Origin of the sequence: Tabrizicola sp. (assembly GCF_030694085.1) — a bacterium.
Taxonomy (GTDB): Bacteria; Pseudomonadota; Alphaproteobacteria; order Rhodobacterales; family Rhodobacteraceae; genus Tabrizicola.
The window spans coordinates 122233-136076 of sequence record NZ_JAUXZE010000048.1 but is presented as its reverse complement, the minus strand read 5'-3'; the positions used below and the strand labels follow the sequence as shown (position 1 = coordinate 136076).

Here is a 13844-nt window from a genome sequence, read left to right as displayed (position 1 = left end):
CGCACGGTCGGAAGCGACCCGCCGTGAAGCTGCCTCGCGCGGGGTCATACCTGCGACCTACCGACCAGAAGCGGCGCTAGGAGGCCAAGCGGGTCGAGGTCAAACAGGGCTTCGTTCATGGCGTCCGCAAGTAGGCCCACGTCCATGGTGGCCTCACCCTCGCCACGCCCATAGGAGCGATACCAGAGCGCCCCATCGTCGGGCGAAAACCCGGCCCTGCGGGCGATCATCCGGGCGTATTTGGTGCCGACAAGCTGAATCAGGTCGGGCATCCGAAACCGGATAACGGCCCGCTGAGGGGTATAGTTGAATTGCGCGTCTTGCGCGAATTCCCGGAACAAAAATGTAGCCTCGGTGAGAAACTGCCTCTCGGTGGCAGCAATAAGTACGTCATTCATGACGCGTCCTTTCGATGATGGTTTTGTGAGGGGCGGATCCGACCTAACCGGCCCGCCGTGGGCGCTGTACGCGCCCTACCAGCGGCCCCGCCGCCGGTCTCCGTGGGCCACAAGCGCGGCCCACAGGCTAACTACTTGTGGGGGGCGATAGCCCTGTCGTGAGCGCGCATGAGACGGTTGCGCCCGTCCGCCGTTATGGCCTGCGACGGGAACAACGCCGCCATAACTGCCCGGTACTCTTCGGCTGTCACCGTTCCGCCTCCCACAAAGGGGCGGACGCTGTCACGTCGGGGCGGGCCGAAGGCGGCAAAACGCGACAAGTCGGGGTGTGTTTCGAGGTAGTCCAGAACCTCTCGGACACGGGGAGTCATGCTGCGACCCCGCGATTTTTCGGCCACCCGCCTAGCTCCGCTGCAACCGCTGGTAGGTCGTTCTGGCTGATCGGGTAGGTAATGCCATCGGGGGCCAAAAATGCCCACTTGTTGCGGGTGAAGTTGTACTTGAACGAGTCGAGCCAACATCCTGACAGACGGCGACAAATGGCAACAATCTCGGAAACGGTCAGTGGGGATTTGGGCGAGTCTATCATGCGAGTCCGATCTCGCGGGCAGCGGCAAGCCGGGTCGCAGGATGCGAGATTCCCCGCAACATTTTCAACGCTGCCGCCTCTTCCTCGGCTGTCATCTGGGGCTTAGGGGTCGCGGCCTCTACGGCCTGACGCTGGGCTTCAAGCTCCCTGCCAAGCGACATGCGGCGGGCCGGGGACATGGCGGCGATTTCCTTGGTGTGGAGGTCTGACGACGAGTCGTTGAGCGCATTGCGCAAGGCATGGGTGCGCAACTGGGCCTGCACCTCAGGCAGTCGCTTGGCTTCGTCCAGAGCGCCGCCCGCATCGTGATCACTGAGAACGAAGAGCCGGACCGAAGGGAGGTATTCAACCTGTTCGCGGGTCAACGTCAGACCTGCGGCGCGGGCGTCGGCAATCAGCTTATCGCTGATCAGGTCAAGGCGAGCGCGCTCGCGGGCCGTATACTCAATTTCAGCCATATCAAGCGGCCTCCTCTAGGTCATTGTCGCGGTTGCGGGCGCGCCGGTCGCGGTCCTCGCGCCGGTCGTTTTCGGCGATCAGTAGATCGAAGTTAATGCGGTCCTGTCGGGCCATCTCATCGGCTTCCTCTAGGGTCAGGCCTTCGCCGCGTAGCGCATGGGTGAGGTCTTCCACGCTCTCCCACATCTTGCGCAGGCGGGCCTGACCGGCGGCAATCGACCCGTCCGGAAACGGTAGATGGGCGTCAGATTCTAGGAGGTGGAACGATCCGGGGCTGGCGAGAATCCTCGCCCTCAGGTCGGTTAGTTCAGACATATGCTTGCATCCTGATTGTTGCCGCGTCTTGGACGCTGGCAGGTGAAAATTCGCCCTCGGTCACGGGGCCAAGGAGGTGGTCAAGTTCTTCGCGGGTCAGCCGTCCAGCCGCCATGAGCGCCCCGGCAAGCGTGGCCTCGCTATCGAGTGCGGCTAGGAGCGCGCAGTCGGTCGGGAAACGCCTGTGCAGCGCGCGAGCGGTCCGTGTGTGGGAAAGCGCATGTCTGCGCAAAAGCTCGAGTCGATTCACGCTGCGACCCTCTCAAGGCCAGCATGTACAACCGCAAACTCGCGCCCCCAGTTGACCCAGTCGCGCGGCAATGTCGCGGCGTCACCGGTGATCAGGTACGCGAGAATGGCACCATGGCGGGGCAGAATGAGCCGCAAAAACTCGGTCTCGCCCATCAGCGCGGATGACCGGAAGCCAAGGGCAAGCCCGCCGAAAAAGGCCTGCCTCACGTTAAACAGGCGAGCGCCAGCTTCCGGCATGTGAAGGTTAAGCCAACCGTCCAAAGCGCGGGCACGTTCGAAGTCGCCAACGTCCGCCACAACCGGATTATTTTCATTGCGGCACAATCTGACTAGGTCAGGGGCAGAGGCGGCGTACTTCCCGCCCAAAGCCGGTAGGAGGTCAGCTAGGTTGTACCGCTTGCTATGGCCTTCCCGGACAGACGGCAGGCCCTTGCACCATAGGGACGCGGATCGGGCGCTAATTTTGAAGGCTTTGCACAGGTCGGGCTGACTAAGGGTGAGCATGTTTCACGTTTTATTTCATTGCTACGATTTCTCTTGCTGTCTTATACCATGCGGCTGCGACTTCTCCGAATCACCCGAGCAACAACGGTTCAAAAGTGCATGTTTTCCTATTGACTGTGTCAAAAAAGACACACCACAGAATCGGGCAGTTGTGCAGGCTCCGCTAACGCGGACTACGCCTTCCCGAACCTTCCACCCCTCGCTATCAATGCGTTACACGGGTTTGGAGGTGGGAATGAGCTTTACAAGGATTGGCGAGATAGTAGCCCGGCTGGCATTCGGACTAGGCATCCTTACAGTCATCATGGGGCTGCTGTTGCGGACGGACCCTGACCCGGAAGCCGCCCGACAGGTCTATCTTCGTGGGATGCCCATCGGTCGATTTATCGACACGGGAGTCTATTCGATCTTGGTCGGGATCGTGCTCGGCATTCTATGCGAAATCTCGCGGGCTGTTGCGCGGGAACAGGAATAGCAAAGGCCCCTGACGGGGCGCGAGGCAAGGGCGTCACTGGCAGGAAGCAGTATGGAAATTCCGGCGCGAGCAAAGCACAAGTTTCTGACAAACAGAGGCCTTACGGTCGATAGGCTGGCGTCTATAGGCGCGATTGCCGTTCTGGCGTCTCATTGTGAGTTCTACGCAGAACAGGCGGTCTGGTCGATTGACGCCATTCCGGTTCAAGGCACAAGGCCGCGCACAGACGCAAAGCCGATATCGGAGCTTATCCGACTTCTGGCGGATTTCGAGGAAGGCAAGCTTAAGGTGGGCCTAACGCCCTTGGTTGCCCAATGGTGCAAGTCGGCTGACCTATGCTTTTCTTGTCGAAACAGCCTCATGCACGGGTCGACAATGTACATGGACGGGGAGTTCACTACGTTTGCCCGCAACGTGCCCACTCAAGGCGCAAAGCGCAAGCGCGAGTTCCGGGACTTCTACGCGTCTCAGAATACCCTCAACCTTCTTGAGCAAGCTTTCGAGTACCTGCTGCACGGTATCTATGTGATCTGGACGGAGTCTGAGAAGCCCGACGCTCTGGGGGATATATCGAAGATCATGCGCGGTCTTAGAGAGGCGTGGTCGATTGCAGCGGAATTGGACAACCTCGCGGCTGCGGTAAACCATGAGAAGTACTAGCTGCGCTTCAAGCTGACTTTGCGTCTTGACGTTGTCCGCGTCAGCGGGGCACGATACCGACACACGGAATCAGGCATGGCATAAAATGGCGTACGTCACCGAAAAGATGGTATCTGGCAAAGGCGGGAAAGAGCGCAAGCGCTACCTCGCGAAGTGGAAGCAAGATGGAAAGGAACGTGAGAAAGCCTTCGATATGAAGCGCGAGGCTAAGGCCTATGCAGCCGAGATGCAGTCGAAATTCGAGGGGCGCGACCTGTCGGACCTGCAGGAAACACAGCGCAAGAAGGTGGTCTTCGAAGACCTGATGAATGACTACCTTCGCGAGTTGGAAGAGGGAAAGGACGGCGGCGACCCACTAGAAGGCCAGACTCTTCGGACCTATCGTCGATACCTTGAAAACCACGCGTTGCCCTACTTCCGTTTGAAGGGTGGGACGGTTGCTTCGATCACCAAGGGCGACATGGAAGAGCTTCGCACCAGATGCGCGAGGGTGATCGTGTCAGCACGGTCAATCCGCGAGGTTCTGCGACTGACCAAAGCGGTTCTGGCTTACGGAGTCGGGCGCGGAGTCATTGACGTAGTGCCGGGAGCGGATGTGACCATCAAGACAACGCGGCTTGAGAAAGCGCAGAACAAGCTAAACAAGGATCAGGCAGCATTCACCCCGGCGCAGTTGGCGGCACTTCTGGCAGCGGCGGACAGCCTTGCAGAAGACCGAAACAGAGGCGTTGCGAGGGCGTGGCAGTTATACCGGCCTCTGGCCTATTTCCTTGCTCATACGGGTGTCCGGATTTCCGAAGCGCGGGGGTTTCCTCGGTCGGCATTCGACAAGGCCAATGACAAGATACACATTCGCCAGCGTGCGGCAGAGAAGGGCGAGATTGGGGTCACCAAGAGCGCGGAAGGTATTCGCTCGATACCTCTGCACGATGACCTGATTTTACCGTTAGAGGCCGCGTTGAAGCTCCACAACCGTGACCTGCTTTTCGGAAGCGCTAAGGGTACACCACGCAGCTACCACAACCTGTACAACAGAATGCTTACGCCTCTCGTGGAGCGCGCCAACAAGCGGGCGGAGGCGGGCAAGGGCGTCCCCGTCCCCGCGCTAGGCTTCCATGCGTTCCGCCATTCCTTTGCGGCCCGTCTGATCAAAGGGGGTGCCAACCTCAAGCAACTACAGGTGTGGATGGGCCACCATGACCCCGCGTTCACGCTGAAAGAGTACGGCCACCTCTTCGAAGATGCCGCCGGGGATCAGGCCATAATGGCGCGGATGACTCTGCCATCCTGACGGCATGGCAAAGACGGTGGACATGGCAAAACCATGGCAAAAGGTCCGCTGACGCGGACCTTAACCAATTCATGAAGATACCAAATTTATCATTGCGTGTACCCGGATTGAAAATCCGCGTGTCGCTGGTTCGATTCCGGCTCTGGGCACCACTTAAATCTTCTACTTATGATCGTCGCGGGGTCGTGGATGCGACGTCCGTGAGTTCGCTCCGCTGGACGCGACAGTCATTCGGATCGCTCCTTCCGCAAGGCGAAGTCAGTTGCTCGGGGTTGCGGCACCTGCCGGCTCCCGCGAAGTGATCAGGGATGTGCGTTTCTCAAGTCGGGCTGCTGGACATGGCCGGTTCAGCAGCTGTCCGACTACAGGTCATGCAGCCAGCCCATCCGTTCGGCCAGATCGGGGGCACCGAAGGCCAGTGATCCCAGCACCACCGTTTCCGCACCCGCCGCACGCAAGAGGGGAACAGTCGTGTCGCGGATGCCGCCGTCGGCGGCAAGGACGATCCGACGTCCGGTCGCGGCAATCAGGCGCCCTGCCTCTTGCAGGCGGTCTGTGGCGGCGGGGTTCAGGCCCTGACCCTTCACTCCGATCGCCGTGCCGAGCAGTGTCAGCATGTCCAGCCGACCCAGCCACGGGGCGGCCTTGGCCACCGGGGTTTCCACCCGCAGGACCATGCCCGCCCTTACCCCATGCGCCGCAATCCGGTCCAGCCCTTCGACGGCATTGGCGTTCTCGACATGCAGGCTGATCAGGTCGGCACCGGCCTCGGCGAACTGGTCGATCTGCGCCAACAGAACCGGGTCCGAGACCATCAGATGCACATGGATCGGCAGAGCGGTCTGCTCCCGCATCCGGGCGACAAGGTCGGGGAAGAAAAGCAAGGCCGGGGCGAAGTAACCATCTGCCACGTCGACATGCAGGATATCGGCGTGCGGCGTGATGCGCACCAGGTCGTCGGCCAGGCGGATCAAGTCGGCGGACCACATCGAAAACTCGGCCAGCAGACGGGTACGAGGCAAGGTGTCCATCCAGTTGGCGGTGGGGCGGGGCATGTCAGATCTCCTTGAGGAATTGGCGCATGGCGGCGGCGAGGGCGGCCAGATGGGCGGGCTTGTCGCGGCCCTTGGGTGGCAGGTGCACCAGCCGGGCTTTGGGGATGATCCCGGCCAGTGCTTCGGCATGGGCGGCAGGGTGGACGGCGTCCTCGGACGTTGCGCAAACCAGCACCGGCAGGGTCAGAACTGCCAGGTCATCGGAAGAAATGCCCGGACCATCCGCCGAGATTGCCGTCAGCAGCCGGGCGGTCGCCTCCTGCGGCGTGCGGTCGAAGAACCCCATCAGCGAGGCAAGGTTGTCCGGCGCGACGACCGCCAGATGGCGTGCCGTGGGGCTGGCGGCGAAGATGCCGCGCGCCTGACCGGCCGTCAGGCGCGCCAGAAGCGCGCCGACTTCGGCGTTGGGGGCCATAGTGGCCGGCGCGGCCTCGGCCACCCAGGCCGGGCGGACCAGCACAAGCGCGCGGACAAGGTCCGGGCGCGTCACGGCAAGGCGGGTGGCAATGGCTGCGCCCATCGAAATGCCACCCAAGACAACCGGGCCGTCGAACGTTTCGGCAAGCGCAGCCACATGATCGGCGAAGCTTGCAAGGGAGGGTGTGGGGTCCATGTCCGAAGCCCCGTGGCTCGGACATTCAAGGCAAACCCAGCGCTGCGGAGCGAGGCCCGCCATCGCCTCGGCCACCTGCCGCGCATCGCCGCAAAGCCCGTGCTGGAACACCAGCGCCGGGCCAGTGCTGCCTGCGCCGTGGAGCGCGAGGCGCAGGCCGTTGCGGTTCAGCCATCCGCTTTGGGTCATGACCGGGCCAGGAAGGCGGCCACGCCGGGGGCCTCGGTCGCGGTCAGGCCATGGGTGACAAGATCACCGTCGAAGCCCGCGGCCCGCAGTCGGTTCAGGAAATGCGGAAAGTCGACGACGCCCGTCCCCGCCGCCACAAAACCCCCGGACGGGTCACGGTCCTTGGCATGGGCCATCGCGATGCGGTCGGCCAGAAGGTCGACGGCACTGGAAAGTATGTCGCGCTGCACGGCCAGAGGCGCCACCTCGAACAGGTTCGCCGGGTCCAGCACTATGGCCAGGGCGGGACTTTGCAGGCTGTCGATCAGGCGGCGCGCCTTGGCTGCGCCGTCGATCACATTGGCCAGCTCCGGCTCGATCCCCAGCTTCACCCCGGCGCGTTCGGCCAGGGCGCAGGCCTTGGTCATCTCGTCCAGCAGATCGCGCCATGCCTCGGGCAGGGCGTTGTCGGGGTGATGCCGCCACTGGTCCTCCGGGTCCCGGGTCCCGGTGCAAAGTGTGACCATCCCGGTCCGCATCGCTGCGGCATGGTCGATCAGCACCCCCAACCGGCGCAGGCCCGTGGCGCGGACAGAGGGGTCGGGATGGATCATGTTGTAGGTGCCGGACACGGCGGCAATCGTCACCCCGGTCGCGGCACTTGCCTGGGCCACGTCAGCAGCCTGCGCTTCGGTCAGGACATCGGGCATGGCGGGCAGGCCCGAACAGGCCATGTTGTATTGCACGGCGGCATACCCCGCGTCCTTCGCGGCCTGTAGCACCGCCAGCGGGTCGGTCCCGGCAAAGGTCTTGGCGAAGATCCCCAGCCTCATAGCGCGCCCGACACGTCGGCAAGCTTGACCGGCGTCCCGCTGCGGGCCGACTGCGCAATCGCCACCATCGCCCGGACCGAGGCGATGCCGTCCTCCAGATCCGCGCCATACTGCGGCGCGCCGGTCAGGATGGTGTCGGCAAAGCCCTCCAACTGACGCCGATAGAAATGCCCGTCCGCGCCCAGCACGCGGTGGGTGCTGGCGTCGGCTTCATGGAAGATGTCGACCTCGGAGGACTTGTAATACCAGGGGTTGTAGGTTTTCCCCAGGATGGACCCCTGCTCGCCGTAAACCTGGAAACCTTCGTGCCAATCCATGCGCACCGCGACCGTCAGATCGAGGTGCCCCAGCGTCCCATTGGCGAATTCGACATCCACGAACCAACAGCGGATGCCTGCACGGTTCAGAAGCCGCGCATCGACCGCCACGATCTCTCCGGCAAAGAATCGCGCGGTGTCGACCAGGTGGCTGCCATGCGCCAGCATGTAGTAGCGGTCGAGATCGGCCTTGGGGTTCTCGGACGGCTTCCTGGCGTTCTTTGACGTCACCATCAGCGGCTGCACGGCATCGGTCATCGCGTAGCGGTGCGTGTTGTCGCAATACCAGGCCTTCAGCGCCACCATCTGCCCCATCGGCCCGTCGATGAAGGTCTTCGCGGCCTGCAACCCCGCGTCGAAACGCTTCATGTGCCCGACCTGCAGCACTTTGCCGCTGGCCTTCACCACCGCGCGCAGCGATTCCGCCTCTTCGATGCCGGTGGCCAGAGGCTTTTCGCACAGCACATGCTTGCCCGCCTGCAACGCGCGCAAGGCGGCGGGAACGTGGAACGCGTCCGAGGTGGCGATCACCACGGCCTCAAGCTCGGGGTCGGCGAGCATCGCGTCATAGTCGGCGTAGCTGCGGGTGGGCGCATGGGTCGCGGCCATCCGGTCGCGCAGGTCATCGGCCACATCGCAGATTGCGTAAAGCTCGGCGTTGCGGGCCTTGGTGCAGGCCTCAAAATGCGCGGCCTGGGCGATGGGACCGCAGCCGAGGACTCCGACGCGCAGCAAACGGGGGTCTTTGGCGGGCATCTCAGACTCCTTCAGGTTTCAGAACGGCGGCAATCTCTGCCAGAGTAGAGTTCCCTTCCATCGGACCAAGCCTGCCGACAGCCAGCGCCCCCGCCGCATTGGCCTGGGCCAGCGCCTCGGCCAAAGGTCGACCAGCGGCAGCAAGAGTGACGAAGGTCGCGCAGAAGCAGTCGCCCGCGCCGGTCGGATCGACCACGGCAACAGGGTGCGCGGCGAGGTCCACCGTCCCCTCTGCATCGCGCCCGATGCAGCCCTGATCGCCGCGCTTCAGGACGACAGCCCGCGCGCCATTGGACAATAGCCAGGCGGACCAGTCGTTGAAATCCTGACCGGGAAACAGAAGTTCGGCATCGGCGTCCGAGGGCAGGACAAAGGCCGCCACCTCCATGATCCGGTTCACTGCGTCCAGATAGCCCCGGTCGGTCATCAACTCGGTTCGGATGTTGGGGTCGATGGAGATCGCCACGCCCCGCGCATGCAGGCGCTGGCAGATATCCACCGCCGCCGCCCGCATCGCCGCTCCGCCCAGCATGGAACCCGAGATATGCAGGACCGTGATCCCCGCCGCCAGAAAGCCCGCCTCGATCCTGTCGCCCGGGGGCAGATGAGCCGCGGCAGAGTGCGCCATGTTGAAGACGAAATCCCGGCTGCCGTCGCTGTTGTAGCTGACATGCGCGGTCCCGGTCGGGACGCCGGGGATGACCCCGATCAGCCCCGGCTCCACCCCGTCGTCCCTCAGCCGCTGCAGGATGACCTCGCCGAAGGCATCGTCCCCCACCGCCCCGGCAAAGACCGCCCGCCCGCCAATCGCGCCCGCAATCCGCGCCGCCTGATCGATGAAGATGCCCGGCGCCCCGCTTGGAAATGGCCCGACATAGGGGGCCGCGCGCAGATGCCGGTGATCCTTCTCGGTGCAGACGAATTCGACCAGCAGTTCGCCGACCGAGCCGATGCAGATGCCGGACATGGCCTAGCCGCCGACCATCAGCTTGACGACCTCGTCATGCGTGGTGTCCGAAATCCGCCGCTCACCGGCCTGCACACCCCGCCGCAGGACCACGATCCGGTCAGCGACGGCAAAGATGTCCTGCAGGTTGTGGCTGATGAAGATCACCCCGCGCCCCTGTGCCTTCAGCTGGTGGATCAGCTGGATCACCTTGCGCTGTTCGGGCACGCCCAGGGCCGCAGTCGGTTCGTCCATGATCAGGATCTGCGCGTTCCAGTAGACCGCGCGGCCGATCGCCACCGCCTGCCGCTGCCCACCCGAGAAGTTTGACACGGGCGCATCCAGACGGCTGACGTGGAAATCCAGCAAAGCCATGGTGGACTTCGCCGCTTCGGCCATCTTGGCGCGGTCCAGCACCGGCAGGAACCCGAAGGCCCGGCGCATCGGCTCACGCCCAAGGAAGATGTTCGCGCCGATGGTCAGGTTGTCGGCAAGGGCAAGGTCCTGGTAGATCGTCTCGATCCCCTGGTCCCGCGCCTCTTGCGGCGAGGCAAAGCTGACCGACTTGCCCTTCAAGAGGATCTCCCCGGACGAAGGCGCATAGACCCCCGAAATCGCCTTGATCAGCGTCGTCTTGCCCGCACCGTTGTCACCGGCCAGGGCCACGACCTCACCCGCATGAACCTTCATCGACAGATCGCTCAGGGCCTGTACCGGGCCGAAGTTCTTCGACAGGTGGCGAACCTCAAGCAGCGTTTCGCCCATTGGAGTGTTCACCATTGGAGTGTTCGGGGGGCTCATGTCATTCACTCTGCCGTCCTCCCGAGAACCGCCTTTGCGCCTGGTCGATCAGGACCGAGATGATGATCACGACGCCCACAGAGATGAACTGCCAGAACGGGGCGACATTGATGAAGACAAGGCCATATTGAATGACCGCAATCACCAGGGCCCCCGCCACGGTCCCCAGGATCGTGCCTGACCCGCCGAAGAGACTTGCGCCCCCGATGACCACCGCTGCAACTGAATCGAGTAGCAACGGCTCGCCCGCCTGTGCCGCCCCTGCGGTGAAGCGCGCGGCATAAAGGACGCCCGCAAGGCCCGCACACATCCCCGACAGGATATACAGCCGCAAAAGATGCCATTTGATGTTGATGCCCGCCCGCCGTGCGGCCTGGGCATTGGCGCCGATGGCATAGTTGTGCTGGCCGAATTTTGTCTGGCTCAGCAGGTAATGCATGATCAGCACGAAGATGGCCGTCACGATGACGATGTAGGGAACGCCGTAGAACCGACCGTTGCCAAGGGCGGCAAAAACCTCGTTCTTGACCGGAACCGTTGTGCCGCCCGCCAAGAGGAAGGCCACCCCACGCGCCACGCCGAACATGCCAAGCGTGCCGATGAAGGGGGGCACTTTCAGGAAGGCCACCAGCATCCCGTTGACCATGCCCGGTATCGCCGCGACAAGCACGGCCACCAGCCCTCCGAACAGAACCGCCATCCCGAACCCCATGCCGGGTGTGGCCCAGTTGATCACATGCGCCGCGACCACTGCCGCCAGCCCCATGATGAAACCCATCGACAGGTCGATCCCGCCAGAGATGATGACGAAGGTCTGCCCCGTGGCCAGCAGCAGGGGGGCCACTGCGAAGACGGCGATGGACTGGATGTTGAACGGGTTGAAGAGGAACGTCCCCCCGAACGAGATGCGCGACCAGACCTCGAACCCAAGGATCAGGAAGGCCAGGAACAGCCAGGCCCGCAGATCGGCAACCCTTTGCAGGAAGGTGCGGGCCGTGTCGGCGTGATCGGCCTGCGGGGCGACATGGGGATCAGAGGTCTGCGTCATTGTTGGCGGCTTTCCGTCCGGGGGATGACGGTGGCCATCCACATTCAGCGCGAAAGGTGGCGACCCGCGATCGGGGCCGCCACCGAAAGACATCCGGGCAGCGGGGAGAGCAATCTCCGCCACCCGACTGGCCCTTATTCGGAGTACAGGTACTTCGCGACTTCCGGGTCGTCGATGTTCGACGCATCCATGATGGTGAAGCCGGTGCCGATGCTGACCGGGATCGAGTTGCCGGTCAGGTGGGCAAAGGCCGAAACCACGCCGAAGTAGCCGATTTCCGCCGGATGCTGGGCAATCGCCACGTCCACGAGGCCCGTCTTGATGTTGTCAACGATGCTGACCGGGGCGTCGAATGCCACCACCTTGATGGTTCCGGTCTGGCCCGCCTGCTGCACGCCGGTCGCCGCGCCAAGGGCCGAGAAGAGGTTGGCCCCGAACACACCCTTCAGATCGGCATCGCGGGCAAAGACGCCCTGAAGCTGCGAGGCCGCCTTGTTGGCGTCGTTGTCGTTGAACTGGGTTTCCAGAACGGTGATGTTCGGGAACTCTTCGGCCATTGCGGTCTTGAAGCCTTCTTCCCGCTGGTCGGTGGTGGAAATGCCGGGCTTCACGTTCGACACGAAAACCTTGCCCGTGCCACCGATTGCTGCCGCCAGCGCTCGTGCGGCGATCTTGCCACCCAGAACGTTGTCAGACGCAATGTAGGACAGCGGGAAATCGCCGTCGCCCGCGCCGGTCTGGTAGTTCCCGGTACCGATGAACGTATCGACCGTGATCACCGGAATTCCGGCATCATGGGCTTTCTTCAGAGGCTCGACCAGCTGCACCTTGTCGGTCGGCGCGATCAGGATCGCATTTGGCGCCCGGGCGATAACGGCGTCCAGCACGGGGACCTGGGTGACCGGGTTGAAGTCCGGCGCGCCCTGGAAGACCAGTTCGACGCCCAGGGCATCGGCCGCTGCCTGCGCACCGCGGTTCATCGTGATGTAGAAGCCGTCCGTGGTCAGACCCGGAATCAGCGCGATTGTGAATTTCTTGTCCTGCGCCTTGGCCATTGTGGCTGCGGCGGCGGTCAGCGGCAATGCAGAAGCAGCGCCCAAAAACTTACGACGGTCCATTTTCATTCCTCCCTGAATGCCCGGAGGACAGACCCATAGACGGGCGCCCCGGATCGCTGGCTCGCCCCTCGCGGGCGCTTTCAGCCACTCCGATAACACGCCGCGACTGCCTCTGCGTCAAGAGCAATTTTTTGCTGCAACTATTTTCTTGATGCGATTGAAGGGTCACGCGCCCTGGACGAGGGACTCGAGCAAGGCCTCGGCCGTGCGTGTGTCGGTGATCAGCGCGGTGATCAGCCGTGACCGGGCGGCGCCCAGGATCGAGGTGACCTTGGCCTCTCCGACTGCGAGGCCGATCACCAGCGGCGTCGCCCGCAATTGCTGGGCCGACACAGCGATCATCTGGCCTTCGCCACGCCAGTCCAGCACTTGCCCGTCACGGGTGAAATAGTGCCGAACGACATCGCCTGCGGCGTTGGCCAGGGCCGGCTCGACCGGCGCGGCCCCGCCGCTGACCGCCCGCTCCAATCCGTAAGGCTGGCCGATGCCCACGACCGCGGCGTCGATCCGGTCCCAAAGCCCGACCGACTCCTGCACTGACGAATCGGCAAGAAAGAAGGTCCGGGCCTCGGGATCCGGCAGATAGGGGGCGTGGATGAAATGGGGCACACCGCCCGTCGCCTCCGCGGCGCGGCGCGCGAACTCGTTGCTTTGGAAATGCTGGGCGTGCTGCTGCATCCCCCCGGTCGAAGGCACCACAAGGACACCCGGCATCGGCGGCAGGCCCGCCTCGATCACGGCCGAGACGGTCCGGCCCCAGCCGATCATCAGCACCCGGCCTGCCCGCAAGTCCGCCGCCGCCAGCATCCGCGACAGCGGAACCGCCAGCGCCCCGCTGACCGGCGCGTCCACAACCTCGACCCGAGACAGCCCCAGCTTGCGCGCCAGTTCCAACCCCAGCTCGTCCGGCGCGTAGATGTCGCGCACCTCGATCCGCACGATCCCCTCGGCCCGCGCCCGTTGCAGAAGCCGCGAGATCGTGGCCGTCGACAGCCCAAGCTGCTTGGCGATCTGCACCTGGCTCATCTCGCCGATGTAGTGCATCTTCGCGACGGTATGCAGCATCACCCGGCTTTCGCCGATGACGGTGCCACCGCCCGGACCGATCGGAGCTGCGCTGGAAACTGACAGGTTGCAATTCCTTTCTGCAAGGTGTTACACACACCCAGGTCGCTTATCCCGCAATACTCCACGTCAGGCAACTGACAAGTGGGCACAGCGACCAACGTGCCCGAAAATTCTCTGG

Annotated in this window: 16 protein-coding genes; 3 read left to right on the top strand and 13 right to left on the bottom strand. The window is 63.5% G+C overall.

What is annotated here, in order from left to right:
- Positions 1 to 44: 44 nt before the first annotated feature.
- From Q8M85_RS12800 to Q8M85_RS12785, 4 genes are all read right to left on the bottom strand, one after another.
- Positions 45 to 398 (bottom strand): hypothetical protein, encoded by a 354-nt coding sequence (locus Q8M85_RS12800; protein ID WP_305545144.1) that lies wholly within the window; start codon positions 396 to 398, stop codon positions 45 to 47.
- A 585-nt stretch (positions 399 to 983) separates the two neighbouring features.
- Positions 984 to 1445, bottom strand: a complete 462-nt coding sequence (locus Q8M85_RS12795) for a hypothetical protein (RefSeq protein WP_305545142.1) — start codon at positions 1443 to 1445, stop codon at positions 984 to 986.
- Position 1446: 1 nt separating this feature from the next.
- The gene (locus tag Q8M85_RS12790) at positions 1447 to 1761 is read right to left on the bottom strand and encodes a hypothetical protein (RefSeq protein ID WP_305545139.1); all 315 of its coding nucleotides are present in this window, start codon (positions 1759 to 1761) and stop codon (positions 1447 to 1449) included.
- 246 nt (positions 1762 to 2007) lie between these two features.
- On the bottom strand, positions 2008 to 2337 hold the full coding sequence (locus tag Q8M85_RS12785) for a hypothetical protein (protein WP_305545136.1): 330 nt from the start codon (positions 2335 to 2337) through the stop codon (positions 2008 to 2010).
- A gap of 415 nt (positions 2338 to 2752) precedes the next feature.
- On the opposite strand from Q8M85_RS12785, the gene Q8M85_RS12780 reads away from it, so the two are divergent.
- The 3 genes from Q8M85_RS12780 (at position 2753) to Q8M85_RS12770 (ending at position 4943) form a co-directional block, all read left to right on the top strand.
- Complete coding sequence (locus Q8M85_RS12780) at positions 2753 to 2992, top strand: hypothetical protein (protein WP_305545134.1); 240 nt, start codon at positions 2753 to 2755, stop codon at positions 2990 to 2992.
- A gap of 51 nt (positions 2993 to 3043) precedes the next feature.
- Positions 3044 to 3652, top strand: coding sequence for a hypothetical protein (locus tag Q8M85_RS12775; protein ID WP_305545132.1), 609 nt, complete (start codon positions 3044 to 3046; stop codon positions 3650 to 3652).
- Positions 3653 to 3737: 85 nt separating this feature from the next.
- Positions 3738 to 4943 (top strand): site-specific integrase, encoded by a 1206-nt coding sequence (locus tag Q8M85_RS12770; protein ID WP_305545129.1) that lies wholly within the window; start codon positions 3738 to 3740, stop codon positions 4941 to 4943.
- Between the two features lie 362 nt (positions 4944 to 5305).
- Here Q8M85_RS12770 and Q8M85_RS12765 read toward each other — a convergent pair whose 3' ends face one another.
- The 9 genes from Q8M85_RS12765 to Q8M85_RS12725 form a co-directional block, all read right to left on the bottom strand.
- The gene (locus Q8M85_RS12765; protein WP_305545126.1) at positions 5306 to 5998 is read right to left on the bottom strand and encodes a ribulose-phosphate 3-epimerase; all 693 of its coding nucleotides are present in this window, start codon (positions 5996 to 5998) and stop codon (positions 5306 to 5308) included.
- A gap of 1 nt (position 5999) precedes the next feature.
- Positions 6000 to 6800: an alpha/beta fold hydrolase gene (locus tag Q8M85_RS12760; protein WP_305545123.1), complete on the bottom strand. Its 801-nt coding sequence runs from the start codon at positions 6798 to 6800 to the stop codon at positions 6000 to 6002.
- Positions 6797 to 7612 carry a sugar phosphate isomerase/epimerase gene (locus Q8M85_RS12755; protein ID WP_305545120.1) on the bottom strand — a complete coding sequence of 272 codons (816 nt, stop codon included), beginning with the start codon at positions 7610 to 7612 and terminating at the stop codon, positions 6797 to 6799. The genes Q8M85_RS12760 and Q8M85_RS12755 overlap by 4 nt, the downstream gene beginning before the upstream one ends.
- Complete coding sequence (locus tag Q8M85_RS12750) at positions 7609 to 8685, bottom strand: Gfo/Idh/MocA family protein (RefSeq protein ID WP_305545117.1); 1077 nt, start codon at positions 8683 to 8685, stop codon at positions 7609 to 7611. Before Q8M85_RS12750 ends, Q8M85_RS12755 begins: the two co-directional genes overlap by 4 nt.
- Position 8686: 1 nt before the next feature.
- The gene (locus Q8M85_RS12745) at positions 8687 to 9652 is read right to left on the bottom strand and encodes a sugar kinase (RefSeq protein WP_305545114.1); all 966 of its coding nucleotides are present in this window, start codon (positions 9650 to 9652) and stop codon (positions 8687 to 8689) included.
- 3 nt (positions 9653 to 9655) lie between these two features.
- Positions 9656 to 10432: an ATP-binding cassette domain-containing protein gene (locus tag Q8M85_RS12740; RefSeq protein ID WP_305545112.1), complete on the bottom strand. Its 777-nt coding sequence runs from the start codon at positions 10430 to 10432 to the stop codon at positions 9656 to 9658.
- 1 nt (position 10433) lies between these two features.
- Positions 10434 to 11480: a ribose ABC transporter gene (locus Q8M85_RS12735; RefSeq protein ID WP_305545110.1), complete on the bottom strand. Its 1047-nt coding sequence runs from the start codon at positions 11478 to 11480 to the stop codon at positions 10434 to 10436.
- Between the two features lie 134 nt (positions 11481 to 11614).
- On the bottom strand, positions 11615 to 12598 hold the full coding sequence (locus Q8M85_RS12730; RefSeq protein WP_305545107.1) for an ABC transporter substrate-binding protein: 984 nt from the start codon (positions 12596 to 12598) through the stop codon (positions 11615 to 11617).
- A 165-nt stretch (positions 12599 to 12763) separates the two neighbouring features.
- Positions 12764 to 13663, bottom strand: coding sequence for a sugar-binding transcriptional regulator (locus Q8M85_RS12725; RefSeq protein ID WP_305545105.1), 900 nt, complete (start codon positions 13661 to 13663; stop codon positions 12764 to 12766).
- Positions 13664 to 13844: the final 181 nt, after the last annotated feature.

Coding starts and splice junctions, on each gene's coding strand:
- Q8M85_RS12800 (WP_305545144.1), bottom strand. CDS start 398: ATGAATGACGTACTTATTGCTGCCACCGAGAGGCAGTTTCTCACCGAG.
- Q8M85_RS12795 (WP_305545142.1), bottom strand. CDS start 1,445: ATGGCTGAAATTGAGTATACGGCCCGCGAGCGCGCTCGCCTTGACCTG.
- Q8M85_RS12790 (WP_305545139.1), bottom strand. CDS start 1,761: ATGTCTGAACTAACCGACCTGAGGGCGAGGATTCTCGCCAGCCCCGGA.
- Q8M85_RS12780 (WP_305545134.1), top strand. CDS start 2,753: ATGAGCTTTACAAGGATTGGCGAGATAGTAGCCCGGCTGGCATTCGGA.
- Q8M85_RS12775 (WP_305545132.1), top strand. CDS start 3,044: ATGGAAATTCCGGCGCGAGCAAAGCACAAGTTTCTGACAAACAGAGGC.
- Q8M85_RS12770 (WP_305545129.1), top strand. CDS start 3,738: ATGGCGTACGTCACCGAAAAGATGGTATCTGGCAAAGGCGGGAAAGAG.
- Q8M85_RS12765 (WP_305545126.1), bottom strand. CDS start 5,998: ATGCCCCGCCCCACCGCCAACTGGATGGACACCTTGCCTCGTACCCGT.
- Q8M85_RS12760 (WP_305545123.1), bottom strand. CDS start 6,800: ATGACCCAAAGCGGATGGCTGAACCGCAACGGCCTGCGCCTCGCGCTC.
- Q8M85_RS12755 (WP_305545120.1), bottom strand. CDS start 7,612: ATGAGGCTGGGGATCTTCGCCAAGACCTTTGCCGGGACCGACCCGCTG.
- Q8M85_RS12750 (WP_305545117.1), bottom strand. CDS start 8,685: ATGCCCGCCAAAGACCCCCGTTTGCTGCGCGTCGGAGTCCTCGGCTGC.
- Q8M85_RS12745 (WP_305545114.1), bottom strand. CDS start 9,652: ATGTCCGGCATCTGCATCGGCTCGGTCGGCGAACTGCTGGTCGAATTC.
- Q8M85_RS12740 (WP_305545112.1), bottom strand. CDS start 10,432: ATGAGCCCCCCGAACACTCCAATGGTGAACACTCCAATGGGCGAAACG.
- Q8M85_RS12735 (WP_305545110.1), bottom strand. CDS start 11,480: ATGACGCAGACCTCTGATCCCCATGTCGCCCCGCAGGCCGATCACGCC.
- Q8M85_RS12730 (WP_305545107.1), bottom strand. CDS start 12,598: ATGGACCGTCGTAAGTTTTTGGGCGCTGCTTCTGCATTGCCGCTGACC.
- Q8M85_RS12725 (WP_305545105.1), bottom strand. CDS start 13,663: ATGCTGCATACCGTCGCGAAGATGCACTACATCGGCGAGATGAGCCAG.